Annotated in this window: 15 protein-coding genes and 1 pseudogene; 3 read left to right on the top strand and 13 right to left on the bottom strand. The window is 67.8% G+C overall.

Features of this window, described 5'->3' with window-relative positions; genetic code table 11:
- Positions 1-774, bottom strand: a 774-nt coding sequence (locus GOPIP_RS06180; RefSeq protein WP_035727316.1) for an ABC transporter permease, incomplete at its 3' end; no start/stop codon positions are given.
- A gap of 358 nt (positions 775-1132) precedes the next feature.
- Here GOPIP_RS06180 and GOPIP_RS06175 point away from each other — a divergent pair.
- The 3 genes and pseudogenes from GOPIP_RS06175 (at position 1133) to GOPIP_RS06165 (ending at position 4944) form a co-directional block, all read left to right on the top strand.
- Positions 1133-1893, top strand: a pseudogene (locus GOPIP_RS06175) (GntR family transcriptional regulator).
- Positions 1894-1904: 11 nt separating this feature from the next.
- Positions 1905-2147, top strand: a complete 243-nt coding sequence (locus GOPIP_RS06170; protein ID WP_373278829.1) for a 4Fe-4S dicluster domain-containing protein — start codon at positions 1905-1907, stop codon at positions 2145-2147.
- Positions 2148-2202: 55 nt separating this feature from the next.
- Positions 2203-4944, top strand: coding sequence for a fumarate reductase/succinate dehydrogenase flavoprotein subunit (locus GOPIP_RS06165; protein WP_006368716.1), 2742 nt, complete (start codon positions 2203-2205; stop codon positions 4942-4944).
- Between the two features lie 44 nt (positions 4945-4988).
- Here the strand turns inward: GOPIP_RS06165 and GOPIP_RS06160 are convergent, their stop codons facing one another.
- The 12 genes from GOPIP_RS06160 to GOPIP_RS06105 form a co-directional block, all read right to left on the bottom strand.
- On the bottom strand, positions 4989-5735 hold the full coding sequence (locus tag GOPIP_RS06160) for a sulfite exporter TauE/SafE family protein (RefSeq protein ID WP_006368714.1): 747 nt from the start codon (positions 5733-5735) through the stop codon (positions 4989-4991).
- A gap of 132 nt (positions 5736-5867) precedes the next feature.
- Positions 5868-7472 (bottom strand): bifunctional phosphoribosylaminoimidazolecarboxamide formyltransferase/IMP cyclohydrolase, encoded by a 1605-nt coding sequence (gene purH / locus GOPIP_RS06155; protein WP_006368712.1) that lies wholly within the window; start codon positions 7470-7472, stop codon positions 5868-5870.
- The gene (gene purN, locus GOPIP_RS06150) at positions 7469-8050 is read right to left on the bottom strand and encodes a phosphoribosylglycinamide formyltransferase (RefSeq protein WP_050955238.1); all 582 of its coding nucleotides are present in this window, start codon (positions 8048-8050) and stop codon (positions 7469-7471) included. Before purN ends, purH begins: the two co-directional genes overlap by 4 nt.
- A 151-nt stretch (positions 8051-8201) precedes the next feature.
- A complete protein-coding gene (locus GOPIP_RS06145) occupies positions 8202-9854 on the bottom strand; it encodes a cell division protein PerM (protein WP_006368710.1) in 1653 nt (550 codons plus the stop codon).
- A gap of 155 nt (positions 9855-10009) precedes the next feature.
- Positions 10010-11245, bottom strand: a complete 1236-nt coding sequence (locus GOPIP_RS06140) for a DUF5336 domain-containing protein (protein ID WP_006368709.1) — start codon at positions 11243-11245, stop codon at positions 10010-10012.
- 384 nt (positions 11246-11629) lie between these two features.
- Positions 11630-13633, bottom strand: coding sequence for an acetoacetate--CoA ligase (locus GOPIP_RS06135; RefSeq protein ID WP_006368708.1), 2004 nt, complete (start codon positions 13631-13633; stop codon positions 11630-11632).
- Positions 13630-15306, bottom strand: coding sequence for an AMP-binding protein (locus tag GOPIP_RS06130; RefSeq protein WP_035727314.1), 1677 nt, complete (start codon positions 15304-15306; stop codon positions 13630-13632). Before GOPIP_RS06130 ends, GOPIP_RS06135 begins: the two co-directional genes overlap by 4 nt.
- A 31-nt stretch (positions 15307-15337) precedes the next feature.
- Positions 15338-16234: an HpcH/HpaI aldolase/citrate lyase family protein gene (locus GOPIP_RS06125; RefSeq protein WP_006368706.1), complete on the bottom strand. Its 897-nt coding sequence runs from the start codon at positions 16232-16234 to the stop codon at positions 15338-15340.
- A gap of 57 nt (positions 16235-16291) precedes the next feature.
- Positions 16292-16810 (bottom strand): MaoC family dehydratase, encoded by a 519-nt coding sequence (locus GOPIP_RS06120; RefSeq protein WP_006368705.1) that lies wholly within the window; start codon positions 16808-16810, stop codon positions 16292-16294.
- The gene (locus GOPIP_RS06115) at positions 16807-17952 is read right to left on the bottom strand and encodes an acyl-CoA dehydrogenase family protein (protein ID WP_006368704.1); all 1146 of its coding nucleotides are present in this window, start codon (positions 17950-17952) and stop codon (positions 16807-16809) included. Before GOPIP_RS06115 ends, GOPIP_RS06120 begins: the two co-directional genes overlap by 4 nt.
- 40 nt (positions 17953-17992) lie before the next feature.
- Positions 17993-20098 carry an acetyl/propionyl/methylcrotonyl-CoA carboxylase subunit alpha gene (locus GOPIP_RS06110; RefSeq protein ID WP_006368703.1) on the bottom strand — a complete coding sequence of 702 codons (2106 nt, stop codon included), beginning with the start codon at positions 20096-20098 and terminating at the stop codon, positions 17993-17995.
- A gap of 89 nt (positions 20099-20187) precedes the next feature.
- On the bottom strand, positions 20188-20677 hold a 490-nt coding region (locus GOPIP_RS06105), incomplete at its 5' end, for a carboxyl transferase domain-containing protein (RefSeq protein ID WP_006368702.1).

Below are 20677 nucleotides of genomic sequence, written 5' to 3'. Positions count from 1 at the left end.
GACGAGCACCACAGGGGTGTTGTTGTAATTGCTTGCGTCCTTGACGACACCGCCGATGCCGGGGATGCCGTTGAACAGTTCTGCGGCGACCACCGACGAATAGGCAATGCCCACCGAGAGCCGTATGCCGGTGAAGGTCTCAGGCAGAGACGCGGGGATGATGACGTCGCGCAACACGTCACGGCGGGAGGCTCCGAGCGCACGAGCCGCCTCGACGAGTGCGACCGGTGCCGCCCCGACGGCCGCTGTCGTGGCGACCGCCGCGGGCGGTAGGGCCGCCAATGCCAGCAGCGTGATCTTGGGCGCCTCGTCGATTCCCAGCCAGATGACGATCAGGAAGAAGTACGCCAACGGCGGAAGGGCACGCAAGAAGGTCAGCCACGGCTCGAGTACTCGCCGGATCACCGGGACCGAGCCCATCACCAGCCCGAGTGCGACCCCGACGCCGACGCCGACCACCACGCCGACGAATACTCGCCGCAGGGTCATGTACAGGTGCTCCCACCAGTAGTAGCCCGCGTATCCGATCGAACCGTCGTGGGTCGTCGACATCTCGACGAAGGCGTGCCACACGGTGCCGAGCCGGGGAACGAAGACCTCGCTCCACACTCCGCTGACCGCGGCAACCTGCCACAGCACCAGGAACAGGACCAACGACAGCAGCGGCAGTCCTACCTGCAGCCCCACCGCTTTCCAGCGAGATCGGCCGACGCGTCGCCCGGTCCCGGGTTCCCCGCCCTGCTCCTGCGGGGTGATGTCCACGAACAAGGTCATCAGCATTGTGTAATCGCCGCCCGAGTGCCGGGCGAGAGATTCCCTCACGCTGAGGAGAAGTGGCCAGGGAGTTGTCCGACCATCGACGCCATGGTCTAATCCCAGCCCGCGATGCCGATCCTGAAGTTCCACATTGACGCCGTGCACAGCAGACGAACCTCGCCGACGACGGACATTCGGCGCGCGATGAGTTCAACCCCACAACGCCCTCGATGGTGGCGCAATAGCGTTCCCCGGCACCGACGACGCTGGTGAACCCGTCCGCAACGACCACTGCGGTGGCGCATTCCGAACGCCCGCCCCACCGCATGTCCCAGACCTCTCGGGCCCCTCTGAACAGCGGTTATCGTCTGTACTCATGCAGTCCGAACCACCGTTCCCGGGACGCCTGGCGCCGTCCGGTCGCGTCCGCGCCGACAACGCCCGCGTCGTCGCCGACGTCCTACGGCGAGCGATTCACGACGTCGCCATCGGTGAGGCGCTCGACGAGCGCGCGCTGATCGACGAGTTCAACGTCTCCCGCAACACCATCCGCGAGGCACTCGCCGCGCTCACCGACGAGGACTGATCCGGCGGTCGCCTCGCGTCGGAACGCACGTCGTGGCGCGCAAACTCGACCACGGCCTCGACGCCCTGCTGGGCCTGCAGGAGACCTTCCGCCGACACGGCGCGGTCCGCAACGTCGTCAAGATCGCCACACTCGTCGATCCGCCGCGGCTCGTCGCGCGCCGCCTGCGTCTCGACGACGCCCAGGCCGTCTACATCAAGCGTCTGCGATACCTCGACGACGAGCCGATCAGTCTCGACATCACCTACCTGGTACCCGATCTCGGAATCGCGGTGCTCGACCACGACCTCGAATCCCAGGATGTCTTCACCGTGCTCGAGGAGGTCGCCGGGGGCCGGCTCGGCCGCGCCGACATGACCGTCGAGGCCGTCGACGCCGACCCCCACTCGGCCGCACATCTCGAAATTGCCTCGGGGAGTTCGCTTCTTCTCCTCGAACGACTCGCCCACCTCGCCGCCGACGACCGGCCCGTCGATCTCGAATACATCCGCCTGCGCAGTGACCGGATCTTTCTGCGCAGCACCGCCTACCGAAACGAGCAACTCCCATGAGCCCAACCCCCATGAGCCCAACTCCTTTGAGCCAGGTCACCTTCCGCGCCGATGTGCCGGTCACCATCGACGAGTCCCTGTGCATCGAGGGCTGCACCCTGTGTGTGGAGGTCTGCCCCCTCGACTCGCTCGCGATCAATCCCGACTCGGGCAAGGCGTACATGCACGTCGACGAATGCTGGTACTGCGGGCCGTGCGCGGTGCGGTGTCCCACCGGGGCGGTCACCGTCAACATGCCGTATCTGCTGCGCTGAGCGCCGCGTGAACTCGCCCGCATCATCCTCGACCTCCGGAGAACCGATGGAGCCCATGGAGATTCCCGACCTTTCCAATCGCACCCGACGCGACTGTGACGTGCTGGTGATCGGCGGCGGCACCGCCGGAACCATGGCAGCGTTGACCGCCGCCGAGCACGGCGCGTCGGTGCTGCTGCTCGACAAGGCGCATGTCCGTCATTCGGGCGCCCTCGCGATGGGGATGGACGGCGTCAACAACGCCGTCATCCCCGGCAAGGCCACACCGGAGGACTACGTCGCCGAGATCACCCGCGCCAATGACGGCATCGTCAATCAGAAGACCGTCTATCAGACGGCCACACGAGGTTTCGCGATGATCGGACGCCTCGAGCGCTACGGCGTGAAATTCGAGAAGGACGAGTACGGCGAGTACGCAGTGCGTCGGGTGCACCGATCCGGGTCGTATGTGTTGCCGATGCCGGAGGACAAGGACGTCAAGAAGGCCCTCTACCGGGTGCTGCGCAAACGTGAGATGCGCGAACGGATCACGATCGAGAACCGGTTGATGCCGGTACGCGTGCTCACCGACGACGGACGGGCCGTGGGCGCCGCGGCATTGCACACGCGCACCGGCGAATTCGTGGAGATCGCGGCCAAGACCGTGATCCTCGCGACCGGACCGTGCGGTCGGCTCGGCCTTCCCGCCTCCGGCTATCTGTATGGCACATACGAGAACCCGACCAACGCCGGTGACGGATACTCCATGGCCTACCATGCCGGAGCCGAGCTCAGCGGCATCGAGTGCTTCCAGATCAATCCACTGATCAAGGATTACAACGGACCGGCGTGTGCGTACGTGGCCAACCCGTTCGGCGGCTACCAGGTCAACGCCGCCGGCGAGCGCTTCGTCGACTCCGACTACTGGTCGGGCGAGATGATGGCGGAGGTGAGCAACGAGATCGAATCGGCGCGTGGTCCGATCTACCTCAAGGTCAGTCACCTGCCGGAGGAGACCCTCGGCGCCCTCGAATCGATCCTGCACACCACCGAACGCCCCACCCGCGGTACCTTTCACCGCAATCGCGGACATGACTACCGCACCCACGACATCGAGATGCACATCTCCGAGATCGGTTTGTGCAGTGGACATTCGGCGTCGGGGGTGTGGGTCGACGAGAACGGCCGCACCACCGTCGACGGCTTGTACGCGGCCGGTGACCTGGCGTGCGTGCCGCACAACTACATGATCGGCGCCTTCGTGTACGGCGAGCTCACCGGCACACATGCCGCCGAGACCGCACGGGAGCTACCGATGCCCGCCGACCTGCCGTCCGACCAGCTCGCCGCAGCCCACGAACTGATCTACCGCCCGTTGCGCAACCCCGACGGACCACCGCAACCCCAGGTCGAGTACAAGCTCCGACGCTTCGTCAACGACTATGTGGCGCCGCCGAAGACGTCGAACAAACTGGCCATCGCCATCGAGACCTTCGAGCGCATGCGCGCCGACATCGAGCAAATGGGTTCACGCACGCCGCACGAGCTGATGCGGTGTGCCGAGGTGACGTTCATCCGTGACTGTGCCGAGTTCGCGGCCCGCAGTTCCCTCACCCGCACCGAAAGTCGTTGGGGCCTCTACCACCAACGCGCCGACCTGCCCGACCGACGCGACGACACGTGGGGCTATCACCTCAATCTCCGCAAATCGGCCGACGGCACAATGGAGTTCGTGGGCCGCCCCGTCGAGCCCTACCTCGTCGGGGTCGAGGGCCTCGACCACATTCCGCCGACGGACCGGTCGGTGATCGCCATCGAAGAGCCCCCGATCGTCAGCGGCCCGGGATATCGGGGAGTCGACAGTCCGGTGCGTCCGCCGGTATCGCAACCGCCGGCCGCGGCCTCACCGCGCATCGTTCAACTCCTGGCTCTGTCCCCCGCGCACGCCGCCGACCTCGACACCTACCTCGACGATGACGACGCGACCGTGCGCCGCACGGCGATCTCGGTGCTCGGCGAGACCACACCCGAGGCGTTCGACACCGCGCTCGTCGCGGCGCTCGCCGACGGGTCGACCGACGTCCGCGCCGCCGCCGCGCACGGGCTACGGGAACTCGTCGAAATCCTCGAACCCACGCCGGAATTACTCGGCGCGCTACGCGACCACGTCGGCTCGGCCGATCCCGTGGTGCGCTCCACCGTCGTCGACCTGTTGCGCGCGTTGCGTTCCGGTGATCGCGACCTGTTCACCCACGCTCTCTCCGACGCCGACCATCGCGTCCGGATCGAGGCCATCGGCGCCCTGGTGTCCTTGGACGCGGCCGCGCCCATCGCCGAGTTGGTCGTCGACGACAACCGAGAGGTCCGTATCGCGGTCGCCGAGGGGCTGGCCACCATCGGGGGCGGCGGCAACGGGGTAGGTGGCGGAGCCATCCGCATCCTGGCGGGCGACCGGGATCCGCTGGTGCGGGCTGCCGCGCTGGCCGCGATGGCACACCTCGGCGACGCCGAGATCGACGGGCCGCTGCTGGTTGCGGCATTGCGCGACAGCGCCTGGCAGGTCCGTGTCGGCGCCGCGCGCGGGTTGGCCGTGGCACGTGCGGAGTCGACCGTTGCGGCGTTGTCCGGCGCGCTCGACGATGTGCATCACGACGTCCGCAGAGCCGCGGCCCTGACCCTGTCGCTCTGGGCCGACGACCCCGACGTGCGGGCGATTCTCGAACGTGCCGCCGAGGATTCGGACGCCGATGTCCGGGCGGCGGTGCGTCGCAGTACGGTTCGTGCCAGTACGGTTCGCGCCAGTACGGCAGGAGTGTGAGGCCTGCGCGCGTGAGGCGGTGTGCCACACGCGCGCCGGCGAGATCATCCGTCGACGCCCAGCCACACCGCCAGGCCGAGTCCGGCGATCCCGACGGCGATCCGCAACGGCGCCGCCGGTAGACGTTTGACGGTCGGCGGCCCACACCAGCCACCGGCGAGGCAACCGATCGCCATGGCCAGCGCCGCCGTCCAGTGCACCGGACCCGACACGGCGAACAGCAGTGCCGCCACGAGGTTGGCGATCCCGAGGAACAGCGATTTCAACAGCGTTGCTCGCCAGAGTGATTCGCTGGTGAAGATGAGCGCCAGTGCCAGCAGCATGATTCCGGCGCCGGCACCGAAGTAGCCGCCGTAAATCGAGACGACCGCCAGACCGACGTACCAGATCCAGGGCCGGTCGACGTGGTGGGATGCCAGGTCGCGCAGCCGGCGTTGCAGGAGCAGCGCGATCGATGCGATGGCCACGAGGTAGGGCACCGTGACCTTGAAGCTGTCGGCGGGCGCGAGCAGCAGGACGACCGCGCCGATGGAGCCGCCGATCAGCGCGGCCACTCCCCCGCCGACGAGGCGTCGGCGGTCACCGTCGAGCAGGATGCGACCGGACTGACCGAGGCTGCCGATCCCGACCGACACCAGTGCGACGGTGTTGGTGACGTTCGCCGCGATCGGCGGCAGGCCCACCGCCAGGAGTGCCGGATAGCTGACGACGGAGGCCAGGCCGGTGACGTAGCCGATGAGGCCCGCCCCGAATCCGGCAACGACGAGCAGGAGATAGTCGAGGATGCTCATCGGTCGTGGCGCACACTCGACGCGATGAAGCGCCCGGTCGACGCGATAGAGCGCACGGTCGACGCGATAGAGCGCACGGTCGACGGGATAGAGCGCCCGGTCGACGAGATCTGGCGCCGACCGGGCGTCATGTCAGTGCGCGAAATGCCGTGCACCAGTCAGGTACAAGGTGATGCCGGCCTCATTGGCGGCCTCGATGACCTCGTTGTCGCGGATCGATCCCCCCGGCTGCACCACGGCGCTCACGCCACCGGCGATGAGGACCTGCAGGCCGTCGGGGAACGGGAAGAACGCGTCGGAAGCGGCCGCGCTGCCGGCTGCCCGCTCACCGGCGCGGGTGACGGCGAGGTGCGCCGAGTCCACCCGGTTGACCTGACCCATGCCGACGCCCACCGAGGCGCCGTCCTTGGCCAGCAGGATCGCGTTGGACTTCACCGAACGGCAGGCGCGCCAGGCGAATTCGAGATCGCGCAGGGTGTCCTCGTCGGCCGGGGCGCCGGCTGCCAGCGTCCATGCGGCCGGGTTGTCGCCGGCGGCGTCGAGGATGTCGCGGTCCTGCATCAGCAGACCACCGGAGATGGGCCGCGTCTCGATTCCGCCGCGCTTGGGCGGGACGGCGCGCAGGATGCGAATGTTCCTCTTGCGCTGCAACACCGACAACGCGCCGTCGGCGAATCCCGGGGCGATGAGCACCTCGGTGAAGATCTCGGCGACCTGTTCGGCCATCTCGACGGTGATCTCGCGATTGGCGGCGATCACCCCGCCGTAGGCGCTGACCGGGTCGCAGGCGTGGGCCTTACGGTGCGCTTCGCCGATGTCGGAGCCGACTGCGATGCCACACGGGTTGGCGTGCTTGATGATCGCCACGGCCGGCGCGTCGAAGTCGTGCGCACTGCGCCACGCCGCGTCGGAGTCGGTGTAGTTGTTGTAGCTCATCTCCTTGCCGTGCAGCTGTTCTGCCGAGGCCAGGCCCTCGTGATCGGCGGTCGACAGGTACAGAGCCGCGGCCTGATGGGGATTCTCGCCGTACCGCAGCACCGCCGAACGCCTCCATGTGGCACCGGCCCACTCGGGAAATCCGGTTCCGGTGGGCTCGTGTTCACCCTGAGCGGTCGACGCGGGCGGGGCCACCACGCTCGACATCCACGAGGCCACCGCCACGTCGTAGTCGGCGGTGTGCCGGAAAGCCTTGGCTGCCAGTTCTTGTCGCTGCCGCAACGAGAAGCCGCCGTCGGCCACGGCAGCGCGCACGGCGTCGTAGTCGTAGGGGTCGACGACGACGGCCAAGCTGGGATGGTTCTTGGCCGCACCACGCACCATCGACGGACCGCCGATGTCGATCTGCTCGATGCACTCGTCCGGGCCCGCCCCGGAGGCGACGGTATCGGTGAACGGGTAGAGGTTCACCACGACGAGATCGAAAGCCGCAACGCCCAATTCGGTCAACTGATCGACGTGCGAGGGTTTACGGGTGTCGGCGAGGATACCGGCGTGCACCTTGGGGTGCAGCGTCTTGACCCGGCCGTCGAGGCACTCGGGAAAACCGGTCACCTCCGACACCTCGATCACCGGGACACCTTGTGCGGCGATGGTCTTCGCGGTCGACCCGGTGGACACGATCTCCACGCCGGCGCCGTGAAGCGCGGTCGCCAGCTCCGCCAGCCCGCTCTTGTCGTAGACGCTCACCAGAGCCCGGCGAATGGGGCGGCGGGAGACGTCGGTGCTGGGTGCGTTCACGGAATGTGGGCCTTTCGTCCGTCGATGACAACTCCTCGGGTGACGAGATCCGTCACCACGTCGGCGAGCAGCACGCGCTCCACCGATTTGATACGTGCGTGCAGGGAATCCGTGGTGTCGCCGTCCTCGACGACAACCGGGACCTGGGCGAGCACGGGACCGGTGTCGACGCCCTCGTCGACCAGGTGCACCGTCGTGCCGGTGACCTTGACTCCGTAGTCGAGGGCGTCGGCGACGCCGTGCGCACCGGGAAATGCCGGCAGCAGCGCGGGATGCGAGTTCACGATCCGCCCCCCGAAGCGTCGAAGGAATTGGGCACCAAGGATTTTCATGAATCCGGCGGTCACGATCCACTCCGGGGCGAATTCGGCGACCTGCGCGGTCAGCGCCGCATCCCACTCCCCACGGTCGGCATACCCGGCCATCCTGCACATGACGAGCGGAATGCCCGCACGCGCCGCGATCTCGCCGGCGCGGCACTCCCGGTCGACGGCGATGGCCGCGACCACAAACGGGGCGTCCGGTTCTGCCGCGCGAGAGAGCAGGGCCTCGAGCAGCGATCCGGTCCCCGACGCCATCACGACGATCGCCACACGATCGGCGGTCGGGGTGTCGGGGAGAGCGCCAGTCACACGTGCGAGCCTAGTGGGCCGGTCACCGACCGACGGCGTCGGGGCGGCAACCGCCACCGCGTTCGGTCACGTCGCAAAGGCGCGCCGGAAGCGACGATCAGCGTTTCGTACGGGTCACGGTATCCGCGTCGTCGTACGTCCAGGGATCGTCGAGGTCGTCGGGGTCGATCCGGGCTGCCCGGGTCCGGTGCGGGCGTGCTGTGGGCGTCGCGTCGACGTCGCCGCCGTTGTCTGCCGGGTCGTTGTCTGCCGGGTCGTTGTCTGCCGGGTCGGTGCCTGCTGCATCATCGGCGTCGGCGCCATCGAGATCACCGTCCTCGACGTCGGGGCCGGAGTACTCACCCTCGGCGAGGTCGGCGCCCGCGTATTCACCGTCGGCGGCGTAGCCGTCATCGACGTCCTCGTACCCGTCATCGAACTCGCCCTCGGCCAAGTCGCCGTCAGCCGAATACTCGTCGGCCAGATATTCGTCGGTGTACTCATCTGTCGCGTCGTCGTCTGCGTCGACGGCATCAAGCCAATCGCCGTCGTCGGCATCACGCCCGGCCGCTGCTGATGTGCGGGAGCGCAGTGCCGGCAGGAAGTTGAGGACGAGGCCGATCACCAGTCCCGACAACCCGATCCACCCCAGCGTGTACACGCCGGCGGTGACCAGCGTGATACCCGCGGCGCCGATCTCCCCGAGGGTGCCGCCGGCCAGCCAGCCGAACACCACCACGGTTGTCGCGGCGACCGCGGCGGCCATGCCGATCGAGCGCGCGTACCGCAGGGGGTCGGCGGTGCGGCAACGCCAGGCCACAACACCGCCGATCACGAGCGGAACGAGCAGACCCCACACCGCCCACCACACCGTGTGGTCGGGCAGGACGGCCAGTGCCGGCAGAGCGGGCACCGACCCGCCGCGGGCGGCGAAGAGGTCGACGGACGCTCCGCCGACGTGCGCCTCGGAACCGACCAGGACGGCGGCCGCTCCGATGATCAGGTTGGGCAGATACAGCACCGACAGCAGGGTGAGTCCCAGGTAGCCGTCGAAGTCGTAGCCGCCGAAGACGAGATCGCGCAACGCGTCGAATCTCAGGATCAACCGCAGCAGGATCAGCAGGCCACCTGCGGCGAACAGCGCGAGCACGGCCACGAATCCGTAGCGGATGCCGCGGCGGTCGGCGGCGCTCAGACGGCTGGTGACCAGCTCACTCCGGCCGAGAACGACCCCGGCGGTGGCGGCGAGACCTTGCACGACGAGGGTGAGGCCGAACGCCTCGAGGGCGTTGGGGCTCTGGATGGGCAGCACCGATGAGCCGTCCATGACGACGGCGAGTGCGATGGCCGTCATCAGCAGCGCACCGGCGACGGCCGACGCGCCGACAGCGATGTACTCGGAGAGGGTGTGGCGGGCCCGGCAGCTCGACGCCACCACCGCTGCGGTTCCGCCGGCGACGAGCAGGGTCGGCAGCATCGGGAGGATGCCGATGCTCACCCCGGCGATGCTCAGGGGGACCTGGTTGATGGCGAGCCAACAGGTGGCGACGGCCGTTCCGATTCCCGACAGTCCGCTACCGGCCATCATCAGCACCGCGAACACGATGACCAGGGTGACGAGGATCGAGACGACCGGTACGGCGAACGCGATCAGGATCAGCTCGCGCGGGCCACGTTCGGGGCGGTCATGATGGGCGCGACGGGCCTGCCGAGCGTCGCGAAGTCGGGTCGCGAGGTTGTCGGCGGAGGCAACTGTTCTCAGCGTGGGCATTGGTTCGAGCGTGGCACGTGGGGCGTGTGAGGTGTCGCAGACGCGCCGCAGTCGAGTCAGAAAGCGATCAAACGCACGCTCTGCGCGAAGACGTAAGCAGAAGGTAACGCTCAGAGCGAACCTTCTGCTACGTCTGCGCGAGAGAACTGCTGAAGTCAGCTGTTGGCCTGCGGGGGCTCCGGCTTCTGGAAGATCGAGGTGCTCTCGGAGCCGGAGACCGCCTCGGATCCGGCCTGCGGAATCGCCGCGGTCGCCCCGGGAGCCGCGCCGGCCGACGGAGCGGCGTGCGCCCCCTGCCCGTATCCGGCATACGACGACGGGTCATAGCTCGGCGCTGCGGTCGGCTGGGCGCCCGACGGTTGGGCGGTGGTGGCCGGGGCACCCGACGATGCGGTGCCCGCGGTCGGGTAGGCGGTCGTGGCCTGGGTCGCGCCCGGGATCACCGCGGTCGCGCCCGGCTGGGAGGCGGTGCCCTGTGCCTGCGAGGTGACCCCCGGAGTGGAGGCGCCGTAGCCGTATGCGGTGGTGGCCTGCGCCGAGGCGGCCGCGGGGTCGGTGGCCTGCGCCGCGGTACCGGTTTCGGGTGCGGCGGCGGTCTTGACGACACCGAGATCGAGGAGCAACCAACCGATGGCGATCAGGAAGATCAGGATCGAGAGCACCAGCAGGATGATCGCGCCGGCACCGTGGCCGAGCGAGTAGTTGCTGGACTCGTCCAGATCGGCACCAGAATACATGATGATGGTGAGCAGCACGCCGGCGGTCGCCCCGGCCGCGACCAGCGGTGCCACCCGGTAGGACTTGATCAGCCCGGTGAACGCGAGGAATCCGGTCGCCACAACCAGGACGTAGGCGGCACTGAGATCGGAAGCGAAGAGCTTCTGCGTGTCGTTGACCACGTTTCCCTGGATGGTGTAACCGGCCGCGAACCCGCAGAACAGCAGGACGACGGCGAGCACACCGATGGTGGCCGCGAGGACGGGTGCCACGATCGGCGGGACGCCGGCGAACGGTTGCTTGGGTGCGGCGGGCTGGCCGTATGCCTGGCCATAGCCCTGTTGGCCGTATCCCTGCTGCCCGTAGTCCTGCTGGCCATAGCCCTGTTGCCCGTAGCCCTGTTGCCCGTAGTCCTGCTGGCCGTAGCCCGACTGCTGACCGTAGCCCTGCTGACCGTAGGCGGACTGGTCACCGTAGCCCTGCTGGCCGTAGCCCTGTTGACCGTAACCCTGCTGACCGGCGGTCTGGCCGTAGCCCTGACCGTAGGTCGGCTGCTGTAGATGGCCCTGCGGCGAGGATGCCTGGCCGGGCTGCGAATAGCCCGCCCCCTGCTGACCCTGGGTCTGTCCGGACTCGGGCTGCTGCCCGTAGCCGCTTCCTGGCTGGTAGCTCATGAGATTCTCCTACCGAATACGTGTTTGTCGCGTCTCCCCCGGCGCGCACAGTTGTCGCGCCCCGAGCGCACTCACCCGACCACGCTAATACATCGCGCGGACGCGCCACAGGGTCCCACGCCCGGTTGTGGATGACGCCGAGGTGCCGGGCGACCGGTCGTCGGTTGGATGAATGACGGGGTCGGCGGGGTTCAGGCGGGGTTGCGTGATGCGGACTGCGGGGCGGAACCAGCTGTGGCGCAAGGGGTCTCGAGGCTCGTCGCTATCGCTCCTCGCACCTCGACCATCGATCCAAAGGAACCGACGCCACGGGAACCTCGACCATCGGTCGAAGGGCGTCGGCGCCAACGGAACGTCACCACCGGTTGGTGGCGACGAAACCCGTCACCAGGCGTGTTTCGCTCCTTGCTCTTCGTACCAGGCGATCAGCGAGTAGTCGTCGACGGATCGTGGATCGATGTCGACCGACCGGCCGGCGAGGACCGAGGTGACCGGCACCTCGAGTTTCTTGCCGGTGCGGGTGTGCGGAATGGCCGGGGCGACGATGAGCTCGTCGGGCACGTGGCGCGGCGAGAGCCGGGAGCGGATCTCGGCGACCACCCGGGTGCGCAGGTCGTCGTCGAGTTCGGCTCCGGGGACGAGGGTGACGAACAGCGGCATCCAATACGCGCCGTCGGGGCCGTCGACGCCCAGGACGAACGCCTCGGCGATCTCGTCGATGCTCTCGACCACCTCGTAGATGTCGGCCGATCCCATCCGGATGCCGTGGCGGTTCAACGTGGCGTCGCTGCGGCCGTGGATGATCAGCGATCCGCGGTCGGTGACGGTGACCCAGTCGCCGTGTCGCCAGACCGGCGTCGTCGGCCCGACCGAGCTCCATTCGTGCTCGAAATAGGCGGCACGATACCGTGATCCGTCGGGGTCGTTCCAGAAGCCGACCGGCATCGACGGCATCGGGGTGGTGATCACCATCTCGCCCACCTCGTCAATCACCGGCGTGCAGTCGGGTGCCCAACTCTGTAGCGCGACACCGAGATAACGGACCGACAACTCCCCCGGAACCACCGGCTCTCCGACCGAGCCGCCGGCGAAGGCGGTCACCACATCGGTGCCACCGCTGATCGAGGACACCGGGAGTCCGTGCGCCACATTGTCGTCGATCCACTCGAACAGGTCACCGGCCAGTGACGACCCGGTGCTGCCGATGGTCCGCAGTGCCGACAGATCATGATCGCGCCCGGGTACGAGCCCGGCCTTGCGGGAGGCCTGCAACTGGCCGGGGCTGGTACCGAAGTAGGTCACCTTCTCCGCGGCGACGATCTGCCACAACCGATCCGCGTCGGGATACAGCGGAGAACCGCTGTAGCAGACGATCGTCGAGCCGCACAGCAGACCGGCGATCTGGAAGTTCCACATCATCCAGCTCAGCGCCGTCTGCCAGAAGAACACATCGGACTCGTCGAGATCGGCATGGAGCGCAGCGGCTTTGAGATGTTCGACGACGACCCCGCCGTGGCCGTGCACGATGCCCTTAGGCCGACCGGTGGTGCCGGAACTGAACAGCACCCACAGCGGATGATCGAAGGCCACCGGCACCGGGTTCACCGTGGACGAATTGCTGATGGCACTCGCGTAGGACAGGACACGTGGACCCGATTCCGGGCGGTGGTCGGTGCCGCCGACGACGATGTGCCCGGTGAGCTCGGGCAGGGCTGCGGCGAGCTCGGCACTGTCGGTGGTCTTGTCGATGTCCTTGCCGTTGTAGCGATATCCGCCGGCCGAGAACAACACCTTGGGATGCAACTGCCCGAGCCGGGCCGAGGCACCCTCGGGTGCGTAGTCCTGCCCGCACCCCGACCAGATCGCACCGAGCGACGCGGTCGCGAGGAACGCGATGACCGCCTCGGGGACGTCGGGCAGATACGCGGCCACCACATCCCCGACGCCGACGCCGAGATCGGCCAGGGTCGCCGCCAGCGCCCCGACCATGTGCGGCAACTCCGACCACGCGATCGCCGTACGGTCACCGCTCTCACCGATGCCGACGACGGCCGCGCGATCGGTGGCCGCACCGGCCTCGACCGCGCGGGCGTGCCGCAACACCTGATCGACGTAATTCAGCCGAACGTCGGGAAACCAACGCGCACCGGGCATGTCGACCGAGGCCAGCACCGCGGCGTCACCTTCTGCGAGCGGACCCGCGATCTCGGAGAGTTCGAAGAACTCCCATACCGACCGCCAGAAAGCGGCCGGCTCGCTCGTCGACCACGCCCACAACTCCGGGTAACCGGACACGTCGATGCCGTACTGCCGCGAGACCGCGTCGACGAATTCGTCCATCTGCGAACGTTTGTCGGTGGTGATCACCGACCCGACGCCGTCGGTCATCGCAGCGTTCCGAGGATCTCGACGGACTCCTCACGCATCTGCACCTTGCGGACCTTACCGGTCACCGTCATCGGGAACTCCTTGACCACGTGGACGAAGCGCGGGATCTTGTGGCGGGCGATCTTGCCGGTCGCGAACTCGCGGACGTCGTCGGCGGTGAGTTCGGATGCGCCGTCGCGCAGCCGGATCCATGCCATCAGTTCCTCACCGTACTTCTCGTCGGGGACACCGATGACCTGCGCGTCGAGGATGTCGGGGTGGGTGTAGAGGAATTCCTCGATCTCACGGGGGTAGATGTTCTCCCCACCGCGGATCACCATGTCCTTGATGCGCCCGGTGATCCGGACATACCCGTTGGGGTCCATCACCGCGAGATCACCGGTCCGCATCCACGGTGAGCCCTGTGGATCGGTCGGTTCGGGGATGAGGACCTCAGCCGACTTGTCCGGCTGATTCCAGTAGCCACTCATCACGCTGTAACCGCGGGTGCAGAATTCGCCGGTCTCGCCGCGCCGCAACGTTTCTCCGCTGACCGGGTCGATCACCTTGACCTCCAGATGCGGACCGACCCGACCGACGGTGCCGACGCGCAGTTCCAGCGGATCGTCCATGCGGGTCTGTGTCGACACCGGCGAGGTCTCGGTCATGCCGTAACAGATCGACACCTGCCCCATGTGCATGCGGTCGACCACCTGGCGCATGACGTGTTCCGGACACGGCGAACCCGCCATGATGCCGGTACGCAGCGTCGACAGATCGAACTCGGCACCCGAATCGAGCAGGGCGAGTTCGGCGATGAACATCGTCGGCACGCCGTAGAGGCTTGTGCACTTGTGGTCGGCGACGGCGCGCAACGCGGCTTCCGGGTCGAAGGTCGGCGACGGGATCACCATCGTCGCACCGTGACTGGTGGCGGCCAGATTGCCCATCACCATGCCGAAGCAGTGATAGAACGGCACCGGAATGCAGATCCGGTCGTCGGCGCTGTAGTCGAGGAGCTCGCCCACCAGGTACCCGTTGTTGCCGATGTTGCGGTGCGAGAGCGTCGCACCTTTCGGGAATCCCGTTGTCCCGGAAGTGTACTGGATGTTGATCGGGTCATCGGCGGTGAGCCCGGCGGCCCGATCGGCGACCGCGGCGAGTTCGTCCGCGGTGGGTGGCGCGGTGAGCTCGGCCCACTGCGAACTCTCGAACAGCACGACCTCGCGCAGTTCGGGCGCGGCCGGACGAGCGGCGGCGAGCATGCCCGCGTAGTCGGAGTCCTTGTACCGTTCGGCTGCCACCACCACACTGGTGCCCGATTGTGTGAGCGCGTACTCGATCTCGTGTTGGCGATATGCGGGATTGAGGTTGACCAGGATCGCACCGATCTCGGCCGTCGCATACTGGGTCAGCACCCATTCGGCCCTGTTGGGCGACCACAGACCGACCCGATCTCCTGCGGCGACGCCGAGTCTGCACAGTCCGGCGGCGAGCGCGAGGACGTCACGGCGGAACTCGGCGTAGGTCCACTGGGCGCCGGTCGGGGCGTCGATGAGGGCCATCCGGTCACCGTGGCGTTCGGTGATGCGAGCCAGCGTCGCCCCGATCGTCTCGATCAGCAACGGCGGTGCTGCGTCGCCCCGGGCGTAACTCAGCTCGGAGTCGTCTCGCGTGGAAGCCGATTCGGTCATGGTGATCACTTTCCTCCGATGTGGCGGGTACTCAGGTGGTCGGTGCGGGGGAAGTCTCGGTACTCGATGCCTCTGAGGCTGCTGCACGCGAGAGGACGGCTTCGGCCTGGCGGAACACCGGGCCGTCGATCATCTGTCCGTCGATGCTGAACACGCCGCCCCCGAACTCGGCGGCCCCATCGATGACGCGTCGCGCCCACTGGAGTTCCTCGTCGCTCGGCGAGTAGCCGGCGCGGATGATGTCGACCTGGGAGGGATGGATGCAGGCGGTGGCGGCGTATCCGAGTGCGACGGCGTCGGTCACCTCGTCGCGAAGCCCGTCGATGTCACGGAAGTCGATGTGTACGGAGTCGACGGCGAACTTGCCGTTGGCCGCCGCTGCGAGTCGCACCGCCGAACGCGCATAACGCGCCACGTCGCGATAGGTGCCCGAACGCGGCTCGTCCGGGCCGAACCTGCTGGATTTGCCGCCGAGCCCGGCCACGAGATCCTCGGCGCCCCACATCAATCCGATGCAGTTGACGCCGGCGGCGATGTCGTTGACCCACACCACCCCGGTGGGGGTCTCGATCAATGCGATGGTCTGCAACGCGGTTTCGGTGATCGACTCCACCGTCTCCGCCTTGGCCTGCATGACGACCCGGTAGTTGGTGTCCGAGAGCGCGGCGAGGTCGCGCCGGTAGTCACCGGTGCCTGCCGGATTGATCCGCACCACGGTGCGATCGGGGTCGAGCGGGTGGGCGATCAATGCCTCGCGGGCGGCCACCCGGTTTTCCGGGGCGACGGCGTCCTCGAGATCGAGAATGACCACATCGGCGCGGTCGGCGGCCTTCTGGTAGCGCTCGGGTCGGTCCGCAGGACAGAACAGCATCGCAGGTCCTGCGGGCGCCCAGGCATTTCCGAACGATTCCGCCACTGGCAAGGTCATGATCTCCTTCGACTCCTTCGTCGTCGCTGCACGGATTTCTCGACGCCCTTCTCGGCCTCAGGTCGGTGACGAGTCCGACGGGCGCCTGCGTACCAGTGTCGCGCGTGCCGCCTTGGCGACGATCACCCCGTCCTGGTTGCGGCCGATGTGGGTGAGGTGCACCACTCCCTCTCCTGGCCGCGACCTGGACTCGCGTTTGCCCGTGCACTCGGTCTCGGCGTAGAGCGTGTCGCCGGCGAACAGCGGTGCGGGAAAGGCGACTTCGGAAAAACCGAGATTGGCCACCAGGGTGCCCTGGGTGAGCTGCGCGACGGACAAGCCGACGATGGTGGAGAGGGTGAACATCGAGTTGATGAGTCGCTGCCCACCGAACCCGGGTTGCGTCGCCGACCACGCCGCGTCGAGGTGCAACGCCTGGGTGTTCATCGTCAGCGTGGTGAACAGGACGTTGTCGGCCTCGGTCACCGTGCGGCCCGGTCGATGTTCGTAGATCGTGCCCTCGGCGAATTCCTCGAACCACAGTCCACGCTGCACCACCCGGACCGGCGTCGACGTCGCTTCGGCATTCTCGCTCATGAGAATCCCAGCTCGCGGGCGATCAGCATGAGCTGGACCTCGGTGGTGCCCTCCCCGATCTCGAGGATCTTCGAGTCACGGTAATGGCGGGCGACCGGATATTCGTTCATGAAGCCGTACCCACCGTGGATCTGGGTGGCCATGCGCGCATTGTCCATCGCGGCTTCGCTGGCGATCATCTTGGCGATAGAGGCTTCCTTCTTGAAGGGTTTGTCCGCCAACATCTTTGCCGCCGCGTCGTAGTACGCGGTGCGTGCGACGTGGGCGCGCGCCTCCATCCGGGCGATCGCGAACGACACCGACTGGTACTCACCGATCGGTTTGCCGAAGGACTGGCGCTCCTTGGCGTATTTCACGCTCTCGTCGACGCATCCCTGCGCGACGCCGGTGGCCAGTGCGGCGATCGCGATCCGTCCCTCGTCGAGGATCGACAGGAAGTTCGCGTAACCACGGCCCCGCTCGCCGAGGAGGTTCTCCTTGGGGACCCGGACGTCGGTGAAGGTCAGCGGATGGGTGTCGGAGGCATTCCACCCGACCTTGTTGTAGGCCGGCTCGGCGACGAAACCCGGCGTGCCCGACGGCACTATTATCGTCGAGATCTCCTTGCGGCCGTTGTCTTTCACACCGGTCACGGCGGTGACGGTGACCAGCGAGGTGATGTCGGTGCCGGAGTTGGTGATGAACTGCTTGGCGCCGTTGATGATCCACGAGTCCCCGTCGTCACGCGCGGTGGTGGCGGTGGCACCGGCATCGGATCCGGCGCCGGGTTCGGTGAGCCCGAAGCCGGCCAGCGCCCGGCCTGCGGTCAGATCCGGAAGCCACCGCTCCTTCTGCTCGGGGGTGCCGTACTTGTGGATCGGCATGGCGCCCAGGCTGACCCCCGCCTCGAGGGTGATGGCCACCGACTGGTCGATCTTGCCGAGTTCCTCCAGCGCCAGTGCGAGCGCGAAGTAGTCGCCGCCCATGCCGCCCTCCTCCTCGGGGAAGGGCAGACCGAACAGTCCCATCTTGCCCATCTGGGCGATCACGTCGTACGGGAAGGCGTGTTCGGCATCGTGTTTCGCCGAGACCGGGGCGACGACCGATTGCGCGAAGTCGCGCACGGTGGCGATGAGGTCGGTGTATTCCTGGGTCAATTCCATGGGCGGGAGTCCTTTTCGTGCGTCAACGTCTGCGAGCTTGTCATGCGGCGTCGGGAGTGGGGGCCGGGCTGTCGATGTGGGCGAGTTGCTGACCGGCGGAGACCTTGTCGCCCACGGCGACCGAGACGGTGGCGGTCCCGTCGATCGGTGCGGCCAGGGTGTGTTCCATCTTCATCGCCTCGACCACCACGATCGCGGTGCCCGCGCCGACCTCGTCGCCGGTGGCGGCCGATACCGCGACGACGGTGCCGGGCATCGGGCTGACGATGGTGCCTGCTGTTTGAGCGGCGTCGGCGTCGAGGACGGTGCGGGTCAGTTCGACGATCCACGTGCCCGCGGGCCCGGAGGCCCACCACTGGTCGCCGATCTCGGCGAGCGACCACTGCTGACTGATGCCGTCGACGATCAGCCGTGCGGTCCGGCCGCTCGTGGTGGCGTGCTGGGCAAGGTATTCCACGCGCGCGGTCCACGGCTTTGCCGTGTTCTCGTCCGCAGCAGTCTCATCCGCGGCCGGGGTGCCCTCGTCGGGATCGGGTGTGGTGGTGATGGAGACGTCGGCGGTGACCCAGCGTTCGTCGGCGCCGTGGACCTCCGCCGACACCTCGCGCCGGTGGGTACCCGCACTGAGCCTGCTGACGACCGGCGCGTGCGCGCCGAGCCGGAAACCGACCTGGCTGTCCCACACGTCGTCGGCGCGCCGGTTGCCGACGCGGGCGAGACCGACCAGCGCCAGCGCCTCCGGAACGGGCTCGGGCGCAGCGTAGTCGGCGGCCAGCCGGTCGAGGAGTTCGGTGTCGAGGCGAGCCTCGCGCACCTCCGGGCGGGCCAGCACGAAGCGGCAGAAGTCGATGTTGGTGACCACACCGAGGACACGGGTTTCGCTCAGCGCGTGATCGAGGCGTTCGATGGCCTCCGCGCGATCGCCGCCGTGGGCGATCACCTTGGCCAGCATCGGGTCGTAGTCGCTGCCCACGACGAGGCCGGGCAGCATCGCCGAATCCACCCGCACCCCTTGGCCGGCCGCGGTGTCGGGCTCGGCCAGCGAGACGATCTCGCCGCCGGTCGGCAGGAAGCCGTTGACGGGGTCCTCGGCATAGACGCGTGCCTCGATCGCATGACCGACCAATGTCACGTCCTCCTGCGCGATCGCGAGCACCTCGCCCCGCGCGACGCGAATCTGCTGTTCCACCAGATCGATTCCGGTGACCATCTCGGTCACCGGGTGCTCGACCTGTAGACGGGTGTTCATCTCCATGAAGAAGAACTCGTCGGGTCGGTGAGCGGACACGATGAACTCGACCGTTCCCGCGCCGGTGTAGCCGACGCTGCGGGCGGCGTCGCAGGCGGCCTGTCCGATCCGCTCCCGCGTCGCGGCATCCAACAGCGCCGACGGCGCTTCCTCGATGACCTTCTGATGACGGCGCTGCAGCGAGCACTCCCGCTCACCGAGATGGATGACGTGGCCGTGGGTGTCGGCGAGGACCTGCACCTCGATGTGACGCGGGGTGTCGACGAAGTGCTCGAGGAACAGCGCGTCGTCGCCGAAGGCCGCCGACGCCTCCCGCCGTGCCCTGGCCAGCGCATCGGGCAGATCGTCGGGGTTCTCGACCCGGTGCATGCCCTTGCCACCGCCGCCCGCACTCGGCTTGATGAGCACCGGGAAGCCGATTTCCGGTGCGGCGGCGATGAGATCGTCATCGGTCAGTCCGGGCCGCGACAACCCGGGTACCACCGGTACCCCGCGTTCGGTGACCGCCGCACGTGCGGTGATCTTGTCGCCCATCGTCGCGATCGCCGACGCCGGCGGACCGATGAATGCGATGCCGGCCTTGGTCAGCGCGTCGGCGAATTGTTGGTTCTCCGAGAGGAATCCGTAGCCCGGGTGCACGGCGTCGGCTCCGGTGGCCTGCGCGGCGCGCACCACCGCGGCGATGTCGAGGTAGTTACCCGCCGAGCGTGGTTCTCCCGGGGCCACCAGCGATCCGAGATGCACGGCGGTGTCGGCCTCGCGGACGTGGCGGGCGTGCGCGTCGGGGTCGGTGTAGATGGCGACGCTGCGCAGGCCCAACCGGCGCAGTGTCGCGATGACGCGGCAGGCGATCTCGCCGCGATTGGCGACGAGGACGGTCCGGATGGGCGTCACCACGGCGGCCGCGGGGTCGGCCGCTTCCGTGGTCGGCGTGGACGGTGTTGCGTTGGAACGGATGTCAGAAGTCGTGGTCATGTGTATAGCCCTCACATCCGGAAGACGCCGTAGCGCGGTTCGGTCAGCGGCGCGTATCGGCACGCCTCGAGCGCCAGTCCGAGCACGGTGCGGGTGTCGGCGGGATCGATGATGCCGTCGTCCCACAGGCGCGCGGTCGAGTAGTAGGCGTCGGACTGTTGCTCGAACTGCTCTCGGATGGGTTGTTTGAAGGTCTCCTCCTCGTCGGTCGACCATTCGCCGCCGGAGCGTTCGATCTGGTTGCGGCGCACGGTGGCCAGGGTGTCGGCGGCCTGCGGGCCACCCATCACCGAGATCCGCGCGTTGGGCCAGCTCCACAGGAACCGTGGCGAGTAAGCGCGGCCGCACATCGAGTAGTTACCGGCCCCGAAGGAGCCGCCGATCATCACCGTCAGCTTGGGCACCCGGGCACAGGCGACCGCGTTGACCATCTTGGCGCCGTTCTTGGCGATTCCGCCTTCTTCGTATGCGCGTCCCACCATGAAGCCGGTGATGTTCTGC

This window comes from Gordonia polyisoprenivorans NBRC 16320 = JCM 10675, from assembly GCF_000241325.1.
GTDB lineage: Bacteria > Actinomycetota > Actinomycetes > Mycobacteriales > Mycobacteriaceae > Gordonia > Gordonia polyisoprenivorans.
The sequence above is the reverse complement of the archived record's forward strand: the minus strand, read 5'-3'. Positions and strand labels throughout refer to the sequence as shown.

What these genes read in the sequence shown, in the direction of transcription:
- GOPIP_RS06170 (WP_373278829.1), top strand. Translation starts at nt 1,905, where the DNA reads ATGAGCCCAACTCCTTTGAGCCAGGTCACCTTCCGCGCCGATGTGCCG.
- GOPIP_RS06165 (WP_006368716.1), top strand. Translation starts at nt 2,203, where the DNA reads ATGGAGATTCCCGACCTTTCCAATCGCACCCGACGCGACTGTGACGTG.
- GOPIP_RS06160 (WP_006368714.1), bottom strand. Translation starts at nt 5,735, where the DNA reads ATGAGCATCCTCGACTATCTCCTGCTCGTCGTTGCCGGATTCGGGGCG.
- purN (WP_050955238.1), bottom strand. Translation starts at nt 8,050, where the DNA reads ATGGCGTCGGGGACCGGATCGCTGCTCGAGGCCCTGCTCTCTCGCGCG.
- GOPIP_RS06145 (WP_006368710.1), bottom strand. Translation starts at nt 9,854, where the DNA reads ATGCCCACGCTGAGAACAGTTGCCTCCGCCGACAACCTCGCGACCCGA.
- GOPIP_RS06140 (WP_006368709.1), bottom strand. Translation starts at nt 11,245, where the DNA reads ATGAGCTACCAGCCAGGAAGCGGCTACGGGCAGCAGCCCGAGTCCGGA.
- GOPIP_RS06135 (WP_006368708.1), bottom strand. Translation starts at nt 13,633, where the DNA reads ATGACCGACGGCGTCGGGTCGGTGATCACCACCGACAAACGTTCGCAG.
- GOPIP_RS06130 (WP_035727314.1), bottom strand. Translation starts at nt 15,306, where the DNA reads ATGACCGAATCGGCTTCCACGCGAGACGACTCCGAGCTGAGTTACGCC.
- GOPIP_RS06125 (WP_006368706.1), bottom strand. Translation starts at nt 16,234, where the DNA reads ATGACCTTGCCAGTGGCGGAATCGTTCGGAAATGCCTGGGCGCCCGCA.
- GOPIP_RS06120 (WP_006368705.1), bottom strand. Translation starts at nt 16,810, where the DNA reads ATGAGCGAGAATGCCGAAGCGACGTCGACGCCGGTCCGGGTGGTGCAG.
- GOPIP_RS06115 (WP_006368704.1), bottom strand. Translation starts at nt 17,952, where the DNA reads ATGGAATTGACCCAGGAATACACCGACCTCATCGCCACCGTGCGCGAC.